General features: G+C 70.8%; 18 protein-coding genes. 6 read left to right on the plus strand and 12 right to left on the minus strand.

Annotated elements, in window-relative coordinates; all coding sequences use genetic code 11:
- Together G3573_RS07735 and G3573_RS07740 are read right to left on the minus strand one after the other, a co-directional pair.
- Positions 1-225: hypothetical protein (locus G3573_RS07735; protein WP_163260510.1), on the minus strand; the 225-nt coding region annotated here is incomplete at its 3' end.
- Positions 222-995: a DUF2092 domain-containing protein gene (locus tag G3573_RS07740; protein WP_163260511.1), complete on the minus strand. Its 774-nt coding sequence runs from the start codon at positions 993-995 to the stop codon at positions 222-224. The genes G3573_RS07740 and G3573_RS07735, both read right to left, overlap by 4 nt.
- Positions 996-1,275: 280 nt before the next feature.
- On the opposite strand from G3573_RS07740, the gene G3573_RS07745 reads away from it, so the two are divergent.
- The 4 genes from G3573_RS07745 (at position 1,276) to G3573_RS07760 (ending at position 4,841) form a co-directional block, all read left to right on the plus strand.
- Complete coding sequence (locus tag G3573_RS07745) at positions 1,276-2,496, plus strand: NADP-dependent isocitrate dehydrogenase (RefSeq protein ID WP_163260512.1); 1,221 nt, start codon at positions 1,276-1,278, stop codon at positions 2,494-2,496.
- A gap of 180 nt (positions 2,497-2,676) precedes the next feature.
- The gene (locus G3573_RS07750) at positions 2,677-3,240 is read left to right on the plus strand and encodes a DUF2939 domain-containing protein (protein ID WP_163260513.1); all 564 of its coding nucleotides are present in this window, start codon (positions 2,677-2,679) and stop codon (positions 3,238-3,240) included.
- 76 nt (positions 3,241-3,316) lie between these two features.
- On the plus strand, positions 3,317-3,715 hold the full coding sequence (locus G3573_RS07755; protein WP_163260514.1) for a VOC family protein: 399 nt from the start codon (positions 3,317-3,319) through the stop codon (positions 3,713-3,715).
- A gap of 223 nt (positions 3,716-3,938) precedes the next feature.
- A complete protein-coding gene (locus G3573_RS07760; RefSeq protein ID WP_163260515.1) occupies positions 3,939-4,841 on the plus strand; it encodes an AEC family transporter in 903 nt (300 codons plus the stop codon).
- Positions 4,842-4,970: 129 nt separating this feature from the next.
- Here the strand turns inward: G3573_RS07760 and G3573_RS07765 are convergent, their stop codons facing one another.
- Entirely contained in the window at positions 4,971-5,909 is a 939-nt protein-coding gene (locus tag G3573_RS07765) for an alpha/beta hydrolase-fold protein (RefSeq protein ID WP_163260516.1), read from the minus strand.
- Positions 5,910-6,043: 134 nt separating this feature from the next.
- On the opposite strand from G3573_RS07765, the gene G3573_RS07770 reads away from it, so the two are divergent.
- A complete protein-coding gene (locus tag G3573_RS07770) occupies positions 6,044-7,954 on the plus strand; it encodes an APC family permease (protein WP_163260517.1) in 1,911 nt (636 codons plus the stop codon).
- 4 nt (positions 7,955-7,958) lie between these two features.
- Here G3573_RS07770 and G3573_RS07775 read toward each other — a convergent pair whose 3' ends face one another.
- The 7 genes from G3573_RS07775 to G3573_RS22540 form a co-directional block, all read right to left on the minus strand.
- The gene (locus G3573_RS07775) at positions 7,959-8,468 is read right to left on the minus strand and encodes a DUF4136 domain-containing protein (protein ID WP_163260518.1); all 510 of its coding nucleotides are present in this window, start codon (positions 8,466-8,468) and stop codon (positions 7,959-7,961) included.
- Positions 8,469-8,611: 143 nt separating this feature from the next.
- A complete protein-coding gene (locus G3573_RS07780; RefSeq protein ID WP_163260519.1) occupies positions 8,612-8,905 on the minus strand; it encodes a hypothetical protein in 294 nt (97 codons plus the stop codon).
- A 129-nt stretch (positions 8,906-9,034) separates the two neighbouring features.
- Positions 9,035-11,680: an alanine--tRNA ligase gene (gene alaS / locus G3573_RS07785; RefSeq protein ID WP_163260520.1), complete on the minus strand. Its 2,646-nt coding sequence runs from the start codon at positions 11,678-11,680 to the stop codon at positions 9,035-9,037.
- Positions 11,681-11,798: 118 nt separating this feature from the next.
- The gene (locus G3573_RS07790) at positions 11,799-12,539 is read right to left on the minus strand and encodes an RDD family protein (protein WP_163260521.1); all 741 of its coding nucleotides are present in this window, start codon (positions 12,537-12,539) and stop codon (positions 11,799-11,801) included.
- Positions 12,540-12,815: 276 nt separating this feature from the next.
- Positions 12,816-13,889, minus strand: a complete 1,074-nt coding sequence (gene recA / locus G3573_RS07795) for a recombinase RecA (RefSeq protein WP_163260522.1) — start codon at positions 13,887-13,889, stop codon at positions 12,816-12,818.
- 244 nt (positions 13,890-14,133) lie between these two features.
- On the minus strand, positions 14,134-14,862 hold the full coding sequence (locus tag G3573_RS07800) for a LytTR family DNA-binding domain-containing protein (RefSeq protein ID WP_240454577.1): 729 nt from the start codon (positions 14,860-14,862) through the stop codon (positions 14,134-14,136).
- Between the two features lie 5 nt (positions 14,863-14,867).
- On the minus strand, positions 14,868-15,992 hold the full coding sequence (locus tag G3573_RS22540) for a histidine kinase (protein ID WP_163260523.1): 1,125 nt from the start codon (positions 15,990-15,992) through the stop codon (positions 14,868-14,870).
- Positions 15,993-16,159: 167 nt separating this feature from the next.
- On the opposite strand from G3573_RS22540, the gene G3573_RS22545 reads away from it, so the two are divergent.
- Complete coding sequence (locus G3573_RS22545) at positions 16,160-17,263, plus strand: S41 family peptidase (protein WP_163260524.1); 1,104 nt, start codon at positions 16,160-16,162, stop codon at positions 17,261-17,263.
- A 60-nt stretch (positions 17,264-17,323) separates the two neighbouring features.
- Here the strand turns inward: G3573_RS22545 and G3573_RS07815 are convergent, their stop codons facing one another.
- Positions 17,324-19,141 (minus strand): DUF885 family protein, encoded by a 1,818-nt coding sequence (locus tag G3573_RS07815; RefSeq protein WP_163260525.1) that lies wholly within the window; start codon positions 19,139-19,141, stop codon positions 17,324-17,326.
- 170 nt (positions 19,142-19,311) lie between these two features.
- Complete coding sequence (locus G3573_RS07820; protein WP_163260526.1) at positions 19,312-21,180, minus strand: DUF885 family protein; 1,869 nt, start codon at positions 21,178-21,180, stop codon at positions 19,312-19,314.
- Positions 21,181-21,345: the final 165 nt, after the last annotated feature.

Consider the following 21,345-nt stretch of genomic DNA (forward strand, 5'->3'; position numbering starts at 1 on the left):
GGCGTAGACGGGCGCGGTCACCGCCGCCGTCGCGGCCACCGTGCGCCGGGTCGTGCGGCGCGCCACGCCGGCGTAGCTGACCGGCGTCGCCGGCCGGCCGACCACCGCCTGGGCCTGGCTGACCAGGTCGGACGGCGTCTTGGGCAGCAGCACGCCGCTCCAGGACAGGCCGCCCGCGAAGGCGGCGGCCGCGACGGCGGCGATGAACAGGCGTCGGACGATCATGGCTTGGCTCCAGCCGCCGCCGGCGCGGGCAGTTCGCCGATGTTCGACATGGCGTCGATGCCGACGGACTTCGCCCCCGCGGGCGCGTTGAACGAGAACGCCGTCGCGGGCGCGGCGCCGGTCTTCCAGTCGTGCAGGGTGACGGCGTACTGCGGCGCGCCCGCCACCGTCTTGCTGGTGATCACGTACTTGCAGGGCAGCGGCTGGGCGCCCTTGCGCACCCACAGCTGCCAGTCGGTGTCGACGTTGCGGAAGGCGAGGTGCTCGCACGCCTCGCCGTTCACCACGCCCTCGCCGATGTGCTTGGCCTCGATCACGCCCGAGGTCAGCTCGTCGTAGCTCTTGGTCAGCAGCAGGTCGGCGGCCGGCATGTCCAGCGTGTACTTGGTGCGCAGCAGGTCGATCAGCTGGTCGACCGAGCCCGGCGCCTTCAGCTGGCTGTAGGTCTTGCCGAAGCGGTCGAACACGGTGGCGGTCTTGCCGTCGAACACCAGTTCGATGTCGGAATAGCCGCCGGTCCGCTGGACGTGCAGCTTGTCCGGCCGAGCCAGGGTCATCTCGCCCGAGGCGCTGTAGCTGATCCGCTCGATCTCCGGGGTGATCACGTCCAGGTCGACGTCGAACCGGGCCGAAAGGTTGTTCTGGCTGGCCAGATAGTCCGACATCGATTTCAGGATCGCGCGCGCGTCGTCGTCGGCCGAGGCCGGTGCGGCGGCGGCCAGGGCTCTGGTCGCGAGCGCGAGCGTCGAGCGCGTGACGGCTCGGGTCATGGTTCGGCTCCCTCCCCGGCCCCCTCGGTCATGACCGTTCTCGCGGGCCCGGCCGGGCGACCACGCGTGGCCGTCGAACATCCGGCCATCGCGTCGAGATGTCGCTCAGGCCTATTGCCGACCCGCCCCCGGGATTCTGCTGAGGGTCCGACGCGCCTCCGCCCGGGTCCCCGCTGGCGCCGCTTCGTCCGAGCGTTTATACGGGCGCCCACCCGCGCCGCGGCCCGGCCCTGTGCGCCGCCCGCGCTCGCGCGAACTGTAAGAGAGGGATGGAAGTCACATGGCCAAGATCAAGGTCGCCAATCCGGTCGTCGACATCGACGGCGACGAGATGACCCGCATCATCTGGAAGCTGATCAAGGACAAGCTGATCTTCCCGTACCTGGACCTCGAGCTCGACTATTACGACCTGTCGATCGAGAACCGCGACGCCACCGAGGACAAGGTGACGGTCGACGCGGCCGAGGCCATCAAGCGCCACGGCGTGGGCGTGAAGTGCGCCACCATCACCCCGGACGAAGCCCGGGTGAAAGAATTCAACCTCAAGAAGATGTGGAAGTCGCCGAACGGCACCATCCGCAACATCCTGGGCGGCGTGGTCTTCCGTGAGCCGATCATCTGCAAGAACGTCCCGCGCCTGGTGCCGGGCTGGACCCAGCCGATCGTCGTCGGCCGTCACGCCTTCGGCGACCAGTACAAGGCCACCGACTTCAAGGTCCCGGGCCCGGGTCGCCTGACCATCAAGTTCGAAGGCCAGGACGGCAAGACCATCGAGCACGAGGTGTTCCAGTTCCCGTCGGCCGGCGTGGCCATGGGCATGTACAACCTCGACGACTCGATCGCCGAATTCGCCCGCGCCAGCTTCGCCTACGGCCTGCAGCGCAACTTCCCGGTCTACCTGTCGACCAAGAACACCATCCTCAAGGCCTATGACGGGCGCTTCAAGGACATCTTCCAGGAAGTGTTCGACGCCGAGTTCGCGACCGAGTTCAAGGCCCGCGGCCTGACCTACGAGCACCGTCTGATCGACGACATGGTCGCCGCGGCCATGAAGTGGTCGGGCGGCTTCGTCTGGGCCTGCAAGAACTACGACGGCGACGTGCAGTCGGACGTGGTCGCCCAGGGCTTCGGCTCGCTCGGCCTGATGACCTCGGTCCTGATGACCCCGGACGGCAACGTCGTGGAGTCGGAAGCCGCCCACGGCACCGTCACCCGCCACTACCGCCAGCACCAGCGCGGCGAGTCGACCTCGACCAACTCGATCGCCTCGATCTACGCCTGGACCCGCGGCCTGAAGCACCGCGCCAAGCTGGACGGCAACGCCGAACTGCAGACCTTCGCCGAGACCCTGGAAAAGGTCACCGTGGCGACCGTCGAAAGCGGCTTCATGACCAAGGACCTGGCGCTGCTGGTCGGCGACCAGCAGGGCTGGCTGACCACCGAGGGCTTCCTCGACAAGGTCGCCGAGAACCTGGAAGCGGCCATGGCCAAGGCGGCCTGAGCCGCCTGACCGAAGGGTCCACGATCAGCCCCCGCCGCGCTTCCCGCGCGGCGGGGGTTTTCGTTTGGGCGCTCAGCGACCGACGTTCCTCGACAAACCTTCGCAAAACCGGGACAAGGTGAAGGTTAACAGCGGCGCGACGCGCATGGTCCGCCGCTCGCTCGGGGAAGCGAGGGGAAGATGCAACGTCTGCTGCCGATCCTGCTGATCGTCGCCGTGCTCGGCGCGGCCGGGACCTTCGTGCTCGCACCGATCGGGGCGTTCTTCGCCCTGCGTTCGGCCGCGCAGAGCGAGGACGTGGACGCCCTCAACGACCTGGTCGACTTCGCCGCCGTGCGGCGCAGCCTGCAGCCGCAACTGATCGCCGCTCCGACGCCCGGCCCGGACGTGTTCCAGGATCCGCTCGGCGCGCTCAAGCACGCCATCGAGCCGTTCACCGCGCCGGGCGCCGACGCCTATCTGACGCCCAAGGCGCTGCACCGCCTGACCCTCGGCGCCGGCCGCGCCGCGCCCAACGACACGCCCGTCGACCAGCCGGGGAACACCCTGTCGGTGCGCCACTGGGGACCGAACCGCGCCCGCCTGGGCGTTCCGGGCCAATCCGGCGAGACCATCTTCACCTTCGAGCGCAAGGGGCTGTTCAAGTGGAAGCTGGTGCACGTCGGCCTGCCGAAGGCGGCGGCGACGACCACCGCCCCGGCCGCGGCGACCGCCGCCGCGCCCGCGCCCGTTCCCGCTCACTAAGCCCTCCGAACGGCGAACAACGTTCTTGCTTCGTTCGCGCGAAGCGCTACGCTTCGCCCGCCTTCAGGAGAGCTCCATGATCAGCTACGTCACCATCGGCCACGACGACCTCGACAAGGCCATGGCCTTCTACGACCCGGTGCTGGCGGCGCTCGGCTGCGAGCGCAAGTGGGACAAGGACGGCTGGGCCGGCTACGGCTCGACCGCCAATCCGGACGCGCCGGGCGTCATGCTGGCCACCCCGGCGAACGGCCAGCCGGCCCGCGCCGGCAACGGCGTCATGGTCGGCCTGCACGCCCCGACCCCGGCCCACGTCGACGCCTTCCACGCCGCGGCCATGGCCAACGGCGGGACCTGTGAAGGCGCACCGGGCCCCAGGCCTCAGTACGGCAGCCCGAACTACTACCTGGCCTACGTGCGCGATCCGGTCGGCAACAAGCTGGCGGCGTACTGCACCACGTACCAGCCGGCGTAATTTCCCCTTCTCCCCTTGCGGGAGAAGGTGGCGCGCGGAGCGCGTCGGATGAGGGGTGACAGCGCGGGGCTGTTCCAGCGTGGCGCCTGTCTATCTCTCGTCCTGACGCCTCGGCGCAGACCCCCCTCATCCGGCCGGCTCCGCCGGCCACCTTCTCCCGCAAGGGGAGAAGGAACCACGAAAGCTTGACCCGCCGGCCACGCTCGCGCACCGAGGCGGCGTCATGCTCTTCGTCCTCTCGCGCGTCCTTCCCTTCTTCCTGATCATCGGCGCCGGCGCGCTGGCGGCGCGGCTGAAACTGCTGGACGCAGCCGCCGCGCAGGGGCTGTCGCGCTACGTCTACTGGATCGGCTTTCCGGCGCTGCTGGTGTTCGGCCTGTCGCACGCGGCGCCGCCCAGCCTGGCCGACGCGCGCGGCCTCGCGGCCTACGTGGTCGCCGCCGCCCTGCCCCTGCTTCTGACCGTCGGGCTGGGCCGGGCGCTCCAGTGGCCGCGCGAGGTGCGGGCCGGGGCGGCGATGGCGGCGACCGTCGGCAACACCGCCTTCCTGGGCCTGCCGCTGACCGTGTCGGTGCTGGGCGAGCACGCCCGCTCGGCCGCCAGCGCCATCATGGCCATCGACGCGGTGATCCTGCTGTCGTTCAGCGTCGGCGTGGTCCGCGGGGCCGGGGCGCTGAGGAGCGTGGCCACCAACCCGGTCGTGGTCGCCGCCCTGATCGGCGCGGCCATGCTGGCGCTCGGCCTGGTCCTGCCCGGGCCGATCGACGCCGCGGCCGGCGCGCTCGCCGCCACCGCAAGCCCCGTGGCCCTCGTGGCGCTTGGCGCGGTGCTGACGCTCGAGGCCGGTCACGCGCCCCGGGCGGAGATTCCGCCGGTCGCCTGGGCGGCGGCGTCCAAGCTGCTGGTCTCGCCCGCCCTGGTCTGGATCGCCACCGGCCTGGTCGGGGCCTCGGCCGCCTTCCGCACGGTCGCCGTGCTGATGGCCGCCTGCCCGACCGCGGTCACCGTCTTCGTCCAGGCGCGCGCCTACGGCGTGTTCGCGCGCGGCGCGGCGCAGGTGGTGGCGCTGGCCACCCTGGCCTCGGCCGTGACCCTGACCCTGCTGGCCGGCTGGCTCACCGCCTGAGCCGCGACGGCGCCGGCCTTGCAGCGCACCGGTCGGACATCCACGTCTGGGACACCCCGGCCAATGCACAAAGTGATCCTTCCCGCGCTCATCCTGCTGGTCGTCGCCAGCGTGGCGTTCGCCTGAGCCCTACGCGCCCGCCGGCGATTTCGCCGGCAGCACCGCCATCAGCGCGCGGGTGAAGCCCACCGGGGCCACGGTCAGGTGGTCCTCGCCGTCCAGCACGACGGACTGAACGTGCAGGCCTGAATAGTGGCGAGACTTCAGCACGCGCTCGAAGGCGGCCATGTCGCCGACCAGGTCGTTTGTGCGGTTCTGGCGCGGCCCCGGCCCCACCGTCTCGAAACCGCCCACGTACATGAACACCTCGGCCGGCAGATCGCGGTGCGTCCCGGCGTAGGCCGCCTCCATCTTCATGACGTGGCGCCGGTCGTACCAGAAGGACGGGCTGCCCAGCACGTAGCCGTGGAACAGGGTCGGGTCGGTCAGCAGGATCTGGGCGCCCAGCAGGCCGCCGTAGGAGTGGCCCAGCAGCACGCGGCGCGCGGGATCGGCGCGGAAGCGGCCCTCGACGAAGGGCAGGACCTGCGCCTTCAGATAGGCCTGGTAGGCCGCCCCCTGCCCGTGCACGCCCTTGTTCGGGCCGTTGGGCGTGGGGGTGTAGTCGCGCCGGCGGCTGTCCGCGCCGGAGTCGCCCCGCGCGTAGGACAAGCCGACCAGGATGAAGTCCTCCAGCACCGGGCCGTCCAGGTTCACCCGCCGGGCGATGCTGCGGATCACCGGGAAGGCGTAGTCGGCGTCGGTGACGTAGAGCACCGGATAGCGCCGCTCCGGATGCGCCTCGTAATCGGCCGGCAGGTTGACGAACACCTCGTACTGGCGCCCCGACACCGGGTCCGGGACGCTCCAGACCTGGGTGCCCTTCAGCACGTAGGGCGCGCCCTCGGTGGCGGCGGCCGGGGGCGTCGAGACCCTGGTTTGGGTTTGGGCGTCGGCCCGCTCGCTGCAGGCGCCCGCGAACAGGGCGACCGCCAGGACCACCGCCGAAACCAGAGCCTTCATACGCATCGCATCCCCCCAGCTGAGCCGTTCGACCCTAAGGGAGAATGTGGCGACACGGCGGCCCCCAGGCTTGTGTCGCCCCCCGCGCACAATCCCCCGCGCCGGGCAGTTTAGGCCGCCGGGGGCGACGCGGAGGCGGCTTGAACCTTTGGCGACTGATCCTGGGCCGCCGGCTGGCCAACCGCGAGTCCCCCGAGCGCAAGATCGGCGCGTTCGAGGGCGTGCCGGCCATGGGCCTGGACGGGCTGGGCTCCTCGGCCTACGGGCCGGAGGCGGCCCTGACCATCCTCATGCCGCTGGGCGCGGCCAGCCTCGCCTTCATCGGCTGGGTCATGGCCCCCATCGTGGGCCTGCTGGCCATCCTGTTCGTCTCCTACTGGCAGACCATCGCCGCCTATCCGTCGAACGGCGGGGCCTACATCGTCGCGCGCGAGAACCTGGGCGCCGGGACCAGCCTGCTGGCCGCCGCCGCCCTGATGATCGACTACGTGCTCAACGTCGCCGTGGGCATATCGGCGGGGGTCGGCGCCCTGGTCTCGGCCGTGCCGGCCCTGCACCCGCACATCCTGCCCCTGTGCCTGGCCATCCTGGCCGTCGTCACCATTGTGAACCTGAGGGGCACGCTGGACGCCGGGCGGCTGTTCGCCGTGCCGACCTACCTGTTCGTCGCCAGCTTCCTGCTGATCCTGGCGATCGGGATCGTCCGCACGCTCATGGCCGGCGGCGCGCCGCAGCCGCTGGTCAGCCCGCCGCCGCTGGGGCCGGCCACCCAGACCGCGTCGGCCTGGCTGCTGCTGCACGCCTTCGCCAGCGGCTGCACGGCCATGACCGGGGTCGAGGCGGTCAGCAACGGCATGAGCGCCTTTCGCGAGCCGCGCGTGCGCAACGGCCACCGGACGCTGGCCGCCATCGTCGCCATACTGGGCGTGCTGCTGGCCGGGATCGCCTGGCTGGCCTCGGCCTTCCACATCGGGGCGATGGACCAGAGCCGCGAGGGCTATCGCAGCGTGCTGGCCCAGCTGGCGGCCGCCGTGGTCGGCCAGGGCGTGTTCTACTACGTGGCGATCGGCGCGCTGCTGAGCGTTCTGGCCCTGTCGGCCAACACCAGCTTCGCCGGGTTTCCGCGGCTCTGCCGCATGATCGCCGCCGACGGCTTCCTGCCCAAGTCCTTCACCCTGTCGGGTCGCCGCCTCGTGTTCTCGGTCGGCATCCTCTACCTGTGCGCCTGCGCGGGCGTGTTGCTGACCATGTTCGGCGGGATCACCGACCGGCTGATCCCCCTCTTCGCCATCGGCGCCTTCCTGACCTTCACCCTGTCCCAGGCCGGCATGGTGCTGCACTGGCGGCGCATGCTGAGGCAGGCGAAGGACGCCGCAGAGCGCCGGCGCCACGCGACCCACCTGGCGATCAACGCTGTGGGCGCCGCGACCACCGGCGCGGCCCTGGTCGTGATCCTGACCGCCAAGTTCTTCGAGGGGGCGTGGATCACCGTGCTGGCCATCCCGCTGGTGATCGGCCTGCTGCACGCCGTCGGCCGCTATTACAGGCGGCTGGAGACGGAGGTCGCCGCCACCCGGCCGGTGGTGTTCCAGCCCGAAAGCCCCATGCTGGTCCTGGTCGCCCTGGAACGCTGGAACCGGGTGGCCGAGAAGGCGGTGCAGTTCGCCCTGACCCTGTCGCCCGACGTCATCGGCGTGCACCTGAGCCAGCTCTCCGGCCCCGACGAGGACGAGGACCTGAGCGGGCTGAAGCGCGACTGGCGGGTCTATGTCGAGGACCCGGCGCGCAAGGCCGGGCGGCCGCCGCCTCGGCTGTTCGTCCTGGCCGCCCAGCGGCGCTCCCTGCACGAACCCTTCCTGAAGCTGACCGAGGAGCTGGAGGAGAGCTTCGGCCCCCGGCGACGCATCGCCGTGCTGATCCCCCAGATCGTCAGTCGGCGCTGGTGGGAATACCCGCTGCACGCCCACCGGGCCCGCGCGCTCCGCGCCCACATCCTGCAGCACGGCGGCGAGGACGTGACCCTGATCGACGTGCCCTGGCGGCTGGAGTGACCCTTTAGCGGGAGGGCGGCGGGCTCCCTGCCGGAAACTGCGCCACGACCGGATCGACGATCTGTTCGATGTCGGACTGGCTCACGTGCGAGCCCAGGCTCCTGGTGCCCTTGCCGTGCCAGATCGGCTGCTGGGTGTGGGCGTCGTAGACGGTGATCATCAGCGAGCCGTTCACGCGGGTGTCCGGCGTGATGCCCCAGCCGAAGTACCAGCTCGGCATGTCGTAATAGTCGTAGGTGTTGTTCCAGGCCGACGAGATCAGCTCGATCGAGACGGTGAAGTCGGGCTCGGGCCCACGGGCGAAGCCGCGCGCCTGCAGGTCACGGTCGATCACCGCGCGGACGTTGTCGAACAGGACCGGGCTCATGCCCTGAGGCGCGGCCTGATCGTTCCAGGCGTAGCTGCGATAGGCCGACATGTTCGCGTTGGGCGCGGTCTCGGTCGTGACCTCTGTCGCGCATCCCGCGAGACCCAGGAGTACCGACGCCAGAAGGGCCGCTGAAGCCTTCGACATTTCGACCGCCCTCACTCGGCAGTTGCCTGAGGAGAACCGGCTCGCACTGTTTGAAGTTCGCGCCGTCGCACTCGAGTTTCGGCGCGGTGAGCTCGTCAGCCCGGCGTCCGTTCAGCTGGGAGATCCTGGCCGGCGAAGCAGGTCTAGGCTTTGCTGCGGTCCGGACGCCAGGCCGGCAAGAGATCCTGAAGCACCAGCAGGCCGAAAACGGCGAGGAACAGGACGGGCGCCGCCGACATCGGCCATCGCTCGAGCGCCGTGACGTACACCGTCCGCCCGTCGTCGGTAATCGGGAAGACCTTTCCGAGCGAAGCGTCGGGGGCGGACGGGCTGTGGGCGCCGATCCACATCGAGATCCCGAACACGGCCACGAGCGCCGCGGTCATGAGGCGCACAAGCCAGCCGAGCGGCCCGACAGGCTCGGAATTGTTCAGCATCGATCACGCCCCCATTTGAGACCGACGTTCTCATCGAGGCGCCGTCTCGGCAAGATCGAAGCTCAACCCAAACGAAAGGGCCCGGAGATCGCTCTCCGGGCCCTTCGCGTTTCAGCCTGTCGGCCAGCCTCAGCCGGCCAGCAGCGCCTTGACCGCCTCGACGCCGGCTTCGGCCTTGGAAGCGTCCGGCGCGCCGCCCTGGGCGAAGTCCGGCTTGCCGCCGGCGCCCTGGCCGCCCATGGCGATCACGGCGGCGCGGGCCAGCTCGGCGGCGTTGAAGCGGCCGGTCAGGTCCGGGGTGACGGCGACGGTCACCGCCGCCTTGCCCTCGGCCACGCCGACCACGGCCACGACGCCGGAGCCGATCTGCTTCTTGAACTCCTCGGCGATGGGGCGAAGCTCCTTGCCGCCGACGCCGTCCAGCACGCGGCCCATGAACTTCACGCCGCCGATCTCCTCGGGGCCCGCGGCCGCGCCGCCGCCGCCACCCAGCGCCAGCTGGCGCTTGGCGTCGGCCAGCTGCTTTTCGAGGTTGCGGCGCTCGGCGATCAGGGCCTCGATGCGGGCCGGCACGTCGGCCGGCTGCACCTTGAACTGCTGGGCCAGGCCGACCGAGACGTTGGCCTGGTCGAGCAGGTGGCGACGCGCGGCCTCGCCGGTCAGGGCCTCGATGCGGCGCACGCCGGCGGCGACGCCGCCTTCCGAGACGATCTTGAACAGGGCGATGTCGCCGGTGCGGGCCACGTGGGTGCCGCCGCACAGCTCGATCGAATAGGCCCCCTCGCCTTCCAGCGCCTGGCCGAGCGTCAGCACGCGGACCTCGTCGCCGTACTTCTCGCCGAACAGGGCCGTCGCGCCGGCCTCCATGGCCGCCTGCGGGGCCATGACCTGGACGTCGGCCGGCACGTTCTGGCGGACGACGGCGTTCACCTCGTCCTCGATCCGGTCGATCTCGGCGGCGGTCAGCGGCTGGCCGTGGCTGAAGTCGAAGCGGATGCGCTCGCCGTCGACCATCTGGCCCTTCTGGGCCACGTGCGGGCCCAGCACGTTCTTCAGGGCGGCGTGCAGCAGGTGGGTGGCCGAGTGGTTGGCGCGGGTGCGGGTGCGCCGCTCGGCGTCGACGTACAGGTGCGCGTGGTCGCCGACCGACAGGCGCGCCGAACCGACCGTGATCTTGTGCACGTGCAGGTCGCCGGCCTGCTTGGCGGTGTCCACAACGTGGCCCGAGCCGCCGGCCCACTCGATCTGGCCGGTGTCGCCGGCCTGGCCGCCGCTCTCTGCGTAGAAGGGCGTGCGGTCGAACACGACCTCGACCGTGTCGCCGGCGTCGGCGTGGTCGACCGGCTGGCCGTCCTTCAGGATGGCCAGGGTCTCGGCCGTGCCCTCGGTGTGGTCGTAGCCGATGAACTGCGTCGGGCCGAGGCGGTCACGGATGGCGAACCACTCGGCGGCGGCGGCGACCTGGCCGGAGCCCTTCCAGTTCTGCTTGCCGCGCTGACGCTGCTCGTCCATCGCGGCGTTGAAGCCCTCGACGTCGACGGTCAGGCCGCGACGGCGCGCCTCGTCCTCGGTCAGGTCCAGCGGGAAGCCGTAGGTGTCGTACAGGGTGAAGGCGGTCTGGCCCGGGATGGCCCCGCCTTCGCCCAGGTCCTTGGTGGCGGTGTCCAGCAGGCTCATGCCGCGGCCCAGCGTGGTGCGGAACCGCTCCTCCTCCTGGCGCAGGGTCTCGGTGACGAAGGCCTCGGCCCGCTTCAGCTCCGGATAGGCGTCGCCCATCTGGGCCACGAGCGCCGGCACCAGGCGGTGCATCAGCGGCTCCTGCGCGCCCAGCAGGTGCGCGTGGCGCATGGCGCGGCGCATGATGCGGCGCAGCACGTAGCCGCGGCCCTCGTTCGACGGGGTGACGCCGTCGGCGATCAGGAAGGACGAGGAGCGCAGGTGGTCGGCGATCACCCGGTGCGACGGGGCGCGGTCGCCCTCGGCCTTCACCTTGGTGGCCTCTTCGCTGGCCGCGATCAGGGCGCGGAACAGGTCGGTGTCGTAGTTGGAGTGCACGCCCTGCAGCACGGCGGCCAGGCGCTCCAGGCCCATGCCGGTGTCGATCGAGGGCTTGGGCAGGGCTTTCCGCGAGCCGTCGGCCGACTGCTCGAACTGCATGAACACCAGATTCCAGATCTCGACCCAGCGGTCGCCGTCGGCGTCGGCGCTGCCCGGAGGGCCGCCGGCCACGCTCGGGCCGTGGTCGTAGAAGATCTCGGTGCAGGGGCCGCACGGACCGGTGTCGCCCATGGACCAGAAGTTGTCGGAACCGGCGATCCGCACGATGCGGTCGTCGGACAGGCCGGCGACCTTCTTCCACAGCCCGTGGGCCTCGTCGTCGTCGATGTAGACCGTCACCATCAGACGGTCCTGCGGGATGCCGTACTCCTTGGTGACCAGGTTCCAGGCCAGCTCGATCGCGCGCTCCTTGAAGTAGTCGCCGAACGAGAAGTTGCCGAGCATCTCGAAGAAGGTGTGGTGGCGCGCGGTGTAGCCGACGTTGTCCAGGTCGTTGTGCTTGCCGCCGGCGCGCACGCATTTCTGCGAGGAGGTCGCGCGCGGGATCGCACGGGTTTCGCCGCCGGTGAACACGTTCTTGAACGGCACCATGCCCGCGTTGACGAACATCAGCGTCGGGTCGTTCTGCGGCACCAGCGGAGCCGAGGGCACCACCTCGTGGCCGTTCTTGCCGAAGTAGTCGAGGAAGGTGCTGCGGATCTGGTTCAGGGAGGCCATTGGGACTCGCGCGCGCGGGAGCGGAAAAGAGACCGCTCATATAGAGAGTGGGGCCCCGGGGAGCCAAGCGCTTTGCTGCGGCGCGGCAAGCGGGCGGGCGCGGCGCCCCCGCCGTCGGTCAGGTCAGGGCGGCGTTGAGCTGAACCAGCACGGCCACCACGACGACCGCCGCGACGCCGATCAGGGTCAGGGCGGTCTGCACCCCGCCCTCAGGGCGATGCACCACGGCGTTGCGCTGCCCCTGGTCCCAGGGCGTCGCGCCGTTCTCCGTCAGGTGGGTGTAGCTCGACACCAGGGTGAACAGGGAGACGAGGGGCACGCCCAGGCCCATCCCGCGCCCCCACACGCTCAGCTCGCGCGCGAACGCCGCCGGCACGCCGATCGCCTTGCCCTGGCGCAGCACGCGCACGCCGAAGATCCACTTGCCCGGCGACGATCCGGTCAGGCCGATCATCAGCGCATGGGCCGGGATCATCAGGGCGACGGTCGCCACGGCGTCGAGCAGCTTGCCGCCCGGCCCGGAGAACAGGCCGAACACCTCGGCGGCCGCGTCGGGGGCGACGGCGTAGCCGATCGTGCCGATCGAGAGCCAGAGGACGGAGCCGACGAGCAGATTGTCGAGCAGGCGGGCGAAGTAGCGCCGCCAGGGATGCGGCTTGCGATCGGTCCACACGTCCGCCGGAGCCGACGGCGCGACCAGGTCGGGGATCATCTGTGCCAGCGTGGCCCATTCGCCGCCCTCGGGACGGACGGACGTTTCCGACGAGACCGCCCCCGATTGCAGGAGCTCCCGAAGCTCGGCGACACTGACAGGCCCGGCGACGACGTCCGCCGCCCGGTAGAACCAACGCCGATCCACGCACGCCTCCCCCGAGAACGGCGGCACCATACGCATGCCGTCGCGGGCGCGACAGGCGCATTCGCGCGGGAATTGATTTGTCGAGCGGAGGCCGCCGGGGCCGGCCCGCCCCGGCTGAAAGTCGAGGTGTCTGCCAGCAGGACGGGCGCCCGGTTCCCCGGAATAAAGTTGAGGCGCCCGCCGGGAGGGCGGGCGCCTCAGGGACCGTGAGGACGCTTACGGCGCGGGGTCGGTCGGCGGGTCGCGCCGGTCGCCCTCGACGGGAACTCTAAAGGCTCAGGAGTCCTGGCCTTCGTCGGGCTCGGGCGTGCCCAGCAGCTCTTCGGAGAGCTTGGCGGACTGGCCGCGCACCCGGCGCTCGATCTCGAGCGCGACGTCGGGATTGGTCTTCAGGAACTCGCGCGCGTTCTCGCGGCCCTGGCCGATGCGGGTGCTGTTGTAGGAGAACCAGGAGCCGGACTTGTCGATCACCCCGGCCTTGACGCCCAGGTCGATGATCTCGCCGATCTTGGACACGCCTTCGCCGTACATGATGTCGAACTCGACCTCGCGGAACGGCGGGGCCACCTTGTTCTTCACCACCTTCACGCGGGTGGAGTTGCCGACCACCTCGTCGCGATTCTTGATCGCGCCGGTGCGGCGGATGTCCAGGCGCACCGAGGCGTAGAACTTCAGGGCGTTGCCGCCGGTGGTGGTCTCCGGCGAGCCGTACATCACCCCGATCTTGTGACGGATCTGGTTGATGAAGATCACCAGGCACTTGGACTTGGAGATGGAGGCGGTCAGCTTGCGCAGCGCCTGGCTCATCAGGCGCGCCTGCAGGCCCGGCAGGCTGTCGCCCATCTCGCCTTCGATTTCGGCCTTCGGCGTCAGGGCCGCCACCGAGTCGATGACGATGACGTCGATCGCGCCGGAGCGGACCAGGGTGTCGGTGATCTCCAGCGCCTGCTCGCCGGTGTCCGGCTGGGAGACCAGCAGGTCGTCGAGGTTGACGCCCAGCTTGTTGGCGTAGACCGGGTCGAGCGCGTGCTCGGCGTCGACGAAGGCGGCGGTGCCGCCGGCCTTCTGCACCTCGGCCACGGTGTGCAGGGCCAGCGTCGTCTTGCCCGAGCTCTCCGGCCCGTAGATCTCGACGATGCGGCCCTTCGGCAGGCCGCCGATGCCCAGCGCCAGGTCGAGGCCCAGCGAGCCGGTCGAGACCGACTCGATCTCCACCACCTTGCCGCCGGCGCCCAGCTTCATCACCGAGCCCTTGCCGAACGCCCGGTCGATCTGAGCCAGCGCCGCTTCCAGCGCGCGTTGCTTGTCCGCTTCGTCCTTGCCCACGAGTCTCAATGCCGCCTGTGTCACTTCGGGCCTCCCCTATCGCACGATTCCAAATCGTGTCTGCCGGAGAGCCCCGCCGTCTCGACCGCTCGAAGCGTCCCCATGAGCTGAACCGTACCCGTTTCGTTCCATGTTCGCAAGATGTTCTCATCATCATCGCGGGCCGGAACGGCGCATGAAGCGCGCGCCCCCTTGCTGAACAAGGATTTCGCGACCCGACGAGGGCGCTCGGCGGTGGCCTCCCGCCCCGCGCGACTGAAAGCCGCGCTCAGCCGGCGTTCGAGAACAGACGCTTGGCGACGGGCATGTAGCTTGGGCCGACCGGCACGGCGACGCCGTCGGCCAGGGTCAGCACCGCGCCCCCGGCCCCGTTCGGCTGGAACTCGCGAACGGCTTCCGGCCGCACGAAGGCGGAGCGGTGCACGCGTATCAGCTCGGTCGGGTCCAGCCGCTCCTCCAGCGCCGCCATGGTGGCGCGCAGGATATGGCTGCGCTGGGCGGTGTGCAGCAGCACGTAGTCCTTGGCCGCCTCGATCCACTCGATGGACTTCAGCGGCACGCGCTCCAGGCCCTGGCGGCCCTGCACCCAGAAGTCGCCGGCCACGGGCGCCGTCTCCACCGGAGCGGGCCGGCGGCCCTCGCGGCGGCGACGCACCCGGTCCACCGCCTGACGCAGGCGGTCCAGCCGCAGCGGCTTGAGCAGATAGTCGGCCGCCTCCACGTCGAAGGCGTCGACCGCGTGGTGCTCGAAGGCGGTCAGGAAGATGATCTCCGGGCGCCGTTCGGCAGGAATGTCGGCGGCGACGCCGAGGCCCGAGCGGCCCGGCATCTGGATGTCCAGCACCGCCAGGTCCGGCTGCAGCCGCGCGATGGCGTCCAGCGCCTCGACGCCGTTGCGGGCGGTCGCCACCACCTCGGCGCCCGGCACGTCCTCGAAGGCCACCGCCAGCCGCTCCAGGGCCAGCGGCTCGTCGTCGGCCAGCACCACTCTCAGCATCTCGCTCACGCCGCAGCCCTCTCCGCCCAGGTCAGCGGGAACCGGACCGCCGCCCGGAAGCCCTCGCCGTTCGCGCCCGCATCCAGAACCGCGCGCGGCCCGTACAGCAGGGCCAGCCGCTCGCGCACGTTGTTCAGGCCGACCCCGATTCCCGGCGGACGCGGACCAGCCTGCACCTCGCCGGCCCCGTCGTCCTCGACCGAAAGGACGAGATCCTCGCCCTCACGGCTGGCCGCCACGCGCAGGGTCACCGGGCGCAAGGCGGGGCTCACGGCGTACTTCACCGCGTTCTCGACCAGCGGCTGCAGCAGGAAGCTGGGCGCCATGGCCCGCAGCAGCTCCGGCGGGCAGTCCCAGACCACCCGCATGCGGTCGCGGAAGCGCTCGGCCTCGATGTCCAGATAGGCCTGGGTCACGGCCAGCTCGTCTTCCAGCGGGGTGAACGGCTCGGCGTCGGCCGCCAGCGAGGCGCGCAGGAAGTCCGACAGCTTGCCGATCATCGCCTCGGCCTCCTTGGCGCGCATGGTGACCACCAGGCTGCCGATGGCGTTGAGGGTGTTGAACAGGAAGTGCGGGTTGAGCTGGAAGCGCAGCGCCGCCAGCTGCGCCCGGCTGGCCGCCGCCAGCGCCTCGGCCAGGCGACGGTCGCGCTCGCGGGTCTCGATCACCGAGATCAGCCCGGTCGCCCCCATGCCGAAGAAGCCGTAGAGCGCCAGGTAGAGCACCGCGTTGGTGGTGATCACCAGCCGCATGGTGAGGGCGAACAACGGGTTGTCGGACACCACCTGGCCCTGCGGCGCCTCGCCCGGATGCAGCCAGCCGGCGGTCTGCACGTCGGCGGCGACGTGCAGCGCCCAGGCGAGCGAAAGAACAAGGCCGAGGACGACGACCCGCCCCGGGCGGCGGCCCTCAGGAATAGCGATAGCGAGCCGCCAGGCGCCGGCGCACAGGGTCACCCCCAGCGCGGCCAGCGCCGTCCAGCGCACCGCCTCGCGCGGCGAGAACAGGTCCGGCTCGGCCAGACCGCCGGCCATCATCAGCAGCAGGCCCAGCGTCCACACGCCCCCGATCAGCCGCAGGGCCTGGGGCCAGTGGCGGTCGGAAACGACAGGCGCGGCGGTGGACGTCACGGGCGTGAACCTGAGCAAGACACGCAAAGAGCCTACACGGACAGGCGTCTGAGCGCTCGGACCTTCGTCGCACCTTCGTCGCGGTTCCGGCGCTCGGTCGCAGGGCGGCGGACCCGCCGCGCGGAGGCGGTGATACAAGCGTCAAAGCAAAGCTCCGGAGCCGCCCCGTGCACAAGCCCCTCGCCGCCGCCGTGCTCGCCACCCTGCTCGCCGGCTCCGCCGCCAGCGTGACCGCCCAAACCACGACCCAAGCCGGGCCTCAGGCCGCGCCCCAGGCCGCCACGCCCGCCGCGGCTCCGGCCGAGGCGCTGACCCGCGCCGAGGCGACGGCGGCCCTGAAGGCGCTGGACGCCGCGCTCGACACCTACATCTTCCCGGACGCCGCCGCGAAGGCGCGCAAGGCCCTGAAGGCCGGCTGGAACCAGTATCTGGCGATCGGCGACAAGTCGGCCTTCGCCGAGCGGCTGACCCGCGACATCGGCGCGGCGCTGGACGACCACCACTTCTACGTCCGCGCCAGCGCGCCGGGCCCGCGCCCGGCGCCGGCGAACCCGCTGGCGACCGAAGCCGCCGACGCCTACGGCTTCACGACCGTCCAGCGCATGCCGGGCAATATCGGCTACATCGACCTGCGCCAGTTCTCCGACAGCCCGGAGGGCGCCAGGCGCGCCGAGGCGGCCATGGACCTGGTGCAGGACACCCAGGCCCTGATCATCGACCTGCGCAACAACCGCGGCGGCGGCGGCGCGGCCATGGCCGCCCTGATCGGACGCATGGCCTCCCAGCCGATCCCCCGCTCCGAGCTGATCTGGCGCGAGGGCGAGACCTTCACCCGCGTGCCCGGCGAGACCACCGACTATCCGGCCGAGAAGCGCTACGCCCGCCCGGTCTTCCTGCTGACCGCAAACTTCACCATCTCGGCGGCCGAGGCCTTCGCCTACGACCTGCAGACCGCCGGGCGCGTCACGGTGGTCGGCGAGACCACCCGCGGCGGCGCCAATCCGATGAACCGGCCGCCGTACGACCTGGGCGCGGGTCTGCGCGCCTGGGTCTCGAACGGCCGCTCCGAGCACCCGGTGACCAAGGGCACGCCGAACGGCACGGGCGTGAAGCCCGACGTGCCGACCGCGCCGGCCGACGCGCTCTACGTCGCCTACGCCCGCGCTCTGCAGGCCCTGCCGACCGAGGGCCTGACGCCGGGCCAGGCGCGCGAGCTGGCCAAGGCCAGGTCCGACGCCGAGGCCGCCCTCCCCCGCAGCGCCCAGCCCTGAACGTAAAAGGCCCCGGCGCGGAAGCGCCGGGGCCTTCAAGTTTTCAGTCGTCGTGGCCGATCAGGCGTTGGACGCCCAGGCGCCGACGTTGCGCTCCAGCACGGTCAGCGGCACCGAGCCGTTCAGCAGCACCGCGTCGTGGAAGCCCTTCAGGTCGAACTTGGCGCCCATCTTGGCCTTGGCCTCGTTGCGGATGCGGGCGATGACCGTGTGGCCGATCTTGTAGCTGCACGCCTGGCCCGGCCACACGCAGTAGCGCTCGATCTCGCGCGCGGCCGAGGATTCCGGCTCGCCGCAGTTGTCGACCATCCACTTGATCGCCTGTTCGCGGCTCCAGCGCTTGTGGTGCATGCCGGTGTCGACGACCAGGCGCACGGCGCGGAACAGGTAGGACTGCAGGAAGCCGACCCGGCCCAGCGGGTCGTTCTCATAGACGCCCATCTCCATCGCCAGCTGCTCGGCGTACAGGCCCCAGCCCTCGTTGTAGGACGAGGAGCTGCCCAGGCGCCGGTAGAGCGGCAGTTCGCCGGCTTCCAGGGCCAGCGCGTTCTGCAGGTGGTGGCCCGGGACGGCCTCGTGATAGCTCAGGGTCGGCAGACCCCACTTCGGCCATTCCGAGGTGTCGCGCAGGTTGATGTAGTAGGCGCCCGGGCGCGAGCCGTCGAGCGAGGGGCGGTTGTAGTAGCCGCCCGGCGCGCCGGCCTCGATGGTCACCGGCACGCGGCGGATCTCCACGCGCGCCTTCGGCACGGTGGCGAACACTTCCGGCAGACGGGCCCACATGGCCTGGACCTGGACGTTCAGCGCGGCCAGCAGCTCGGCCTTGCCTTCGTCCGTGTTCGGATAGAGGTGCTGCGGGTCCTTGCTGAGCGCGGTGATGCGCTCGCCGACCGTGCCCTGGGTCATGCCCTGGGCCTTCAGAATCACGTCGATCTCGGACTGCAGCTCAGCCACCTGCTCGAGGCCGATCTTGTGGATCTCCTCGCCCGACAGGCTGGTGGTGGTGTTGGACTTCAGGCCGTGGGCGTACAGCGCCTCGCCCTTGGGCAGGCGCCACACGCCGGCGTCGTGGCCGGCCTTCGGCTGCAGGGACTTCAGGGCGTCGATCTGGCGGTCGAGGGCGGCGCGCACCGGGCCGGCGACGATGGCCGTGGCGGTGGCTTCATAGTCGCCGGCGACGCCGGCGGCCTGGGCGCGGCGGACCAGCGAACGCACCAGCGAGGTCTCGCCCGGCGCGGTGTCGCGCAGGGCGCTCAGCTGGACGATGGCCTTGGCCAGCACGAAGTCGGGGGCGATCACGCCCACGCCGGCGTCGTGCTTCACCCGGTCGGTCTCCTGGTCGAGCGCCGTGGCGAAGGCGTTCAGACGCGAGACATAGGCGTCGGCGTCATCCTTGTTGGAGATCTTGTGCTGGTTATCCAGCCAGTCCGGCAGGCTCTGGTAGGAGCCGCCCAGCTGGCTGACGATGTACGGGTTCGGACGCCCGCCCATCGAGCCGTAGTTGAAGGTCTTCGCGCCGTCGGCCGAGACCTGGTAGCGGAATTTGGTGATGTCGTAGGTGACCTGCGAGGCCGCGGATAGCTTGGCCCGGTCGATCGAACCGAATTCCTTCAGGCGGCGCGCGGCGCGGGCCTTGTCTTCGGCGACCGAAGCCAGCGAGCGGTCGTCCAGCTTGAACTTCATGGCCGCGCGGGCGCCGGTGTCGAGGCCGAGGCTCGTCACCTGCTCGGGCGAGTCGCTCAGGTTCTCTTCCAGGTGGCGGGTCAGAAGCGCGTCCAGCTTCTGGTCTTCGGTCTGGACTTGCGCCAGAGCCGGAACGGCGGCGGCCAGGGCGCCGGCGCCCGCCCCCGCGGCGAGCAGTTGACGACGGTCGATCACGCTTCTCACTCCCCAATGATGCGGGCCCTCGAGGGGGCCATGCGGCTCCTGCGGAGCTCGTCGACGCAAAGGGGTAAGGGAGACGCTTAAGCTCGGCAAGCGGCTAACGTTGCCGCACAAACAATCGGTTGCAGCGACCGACGGATCGCCCGTCGGTCGCCGCTCCCATATCAGGCTCGCGAGGCGGCCCAGTCGTTGATCACGCGCTCCAGCACTTCCAGCGGCATGGCCCCGGCCAGCAGGCCCGCGTCATGGAAGCCGCGGATGTCGAACTTCGGTCCCAGCTTGGTCTTGGCGGCCTCGCGCAGGCGCAGCCAGGTGATCTTGCCGACCATGTAGCTGCACGCCTGGCCCGGCCACACGCAGTAGCGCTCGATCTCGGTGATCGCCGACGGCTCCGGATCGCCCAGGGTGTCGACCGCATAGCGGACCGCCTGCTCGCGGCTCCAGCGCTTGGCGTGCATGCCGCTGTCCACCACCAGGCGCACGGCCCGGAACAGGGCGTCGTGCAGGTAGCCGATGCGGCCGAACGGGTCGTTCTCGTACATGCCCATTTCGTCGGCCAGCTGCTCGGCGTACAGCGCCCAGCCCTCGCCGTAACCGGCGAACCACATGGTCTTGCGCAGCATGGGGATGCCCTGCGCCTCCAGGGCCAGCGTGCCCTGCAGGTGGTGACCCGGAATCCCCTCGTGATAGGTCAGGGTCGGCAGGGTCCAGCGCGGCACCTCGGCGGTGTCGCGCAGGTTGATGTAGTAGGCGCCCGGCCGCGAGCCGTCGAGCGTGCCCGGCTGGTAGTAGCCGCCCGGCGCCCCGGCCTCGATGGCCGCCGGCACGCGGCGGATCTCGAGACCGGCCTTCGGCAGGGTCCCGAAGTAGTCCGGCAGCTTGGCGGAGACGACCTTCACCAGCCCGTTCAGGTCGCTGAGCAGCTGCGCCTTGCCCGCGTCGGTGTTCGGGTAGATGAACTTCGGATCCTTGTAGAGCGCGTGCAGCCGCTGGCCGACCGTGCCCTGGGTCATGCCCTGGGCGCGGAAGATGGCGTCCATCTTTCCGGAGATCTCGCCGACCAGCTGAAGGCCCAGCGCGTGGATCTCGTCGGGGGCCATGTCGGTGGTGGTCTGCAGCTTGGTGCCGAAGCGGTAGTAGGCCTCGCCGTCGGGCAGGCGCCACACGCCGGCGTCGTGCACGGCGTTCGGCCGCCAGCTCTGCAGCAGGGCGATCTGCCGGTCCAGCGCGGCCATGACCGGCCCCTCGACCAGGGTCTTGGCCCGCGCGGTCCAGTCGCCGGCGATCTGCTTCTCGGCCGTGCGCCGCGCCAGCGAGGCGACCAGGGTGGTCTTGTCGCTGGGCGTGCCGCGCAGGGTCTTCATCTGCTCGAGCGTGCGGTCGATGACGAAGTCCGGCGGGATCACCCCGCGCGCGGCGTCGGCGCGGGCCCGCTCGGTCTCCTGGTCCAGCGTCGTGGCGAACTGCGCCAGGCGCGACAGGTAGGCCTCGGCGTCCTCGCGCGTCTCGACCGGGTGCTGGCTGTCCAGGAAGTCGGGAATGCCCTGGTAGGCGCCGCTCAGCTGGCTCAGCACATAGGGCGCCGGATAGCCCGGCGCGCCGTAGTGGAAGCGGTCGGCCCCCTCCAGCGACACCCGGCTGGAGAAGTCGAGCGTGTCGTAGTTGACCGCCGCCATGCCCGACAGGGCGTGGCGGTCGATGGCCTTCAGCTCGCCGTAGAAGTCGCGGCCGATCTGCAGGTTCTTCTCGATGGTCGCGGCCGACTGGTCGTCCAGCCGGCTGCGCGCCCAGGCACCCTCGCCGGTGTCGAGCCCGAGGCTCGTCATCGTGGTCGGCGATTCCTTGAGCTGCTCCTGGAAGATCCGCTCGAACAGGTCGTTCAGCTTGGCCTCTTCGGCCGCGGCCGACGGGGCGGGCTTGCCGGCGGGCTGGGCGGCCGGCTTCGGCGCGGCGGAGGTGGTCGCGCATCCGGACACCAGTCCGGCCACGCCGGTCGCGGCGGCGGAGAGCAACAGGCGGCGGCGGTCCAGCATCGGCGTTTCCTCGGCGTCTTCAGATCTTACGGCAAAGGCGTAGGCCCCCGCCTCAAGCTCGGCAAGACGAACGCGGATTAATTGCTTGTCAGCCAACAAGGTCGACGAATGAAAACGCCGCCGACGGCGCGGGCCGTCGGCGGCGTGGTCATTCGAACGCGTTCC

It is taken from the genome of Caulobacter sp. 17J65-9 (assembly GCF_010975005.1).
In the GTDB taxonomy this organism is placed as follows: Bacteria; Pseudomonadota; Alphaproteobacteria; order Caulobacterales; family Caulobacteraceae; genus 17J80-11.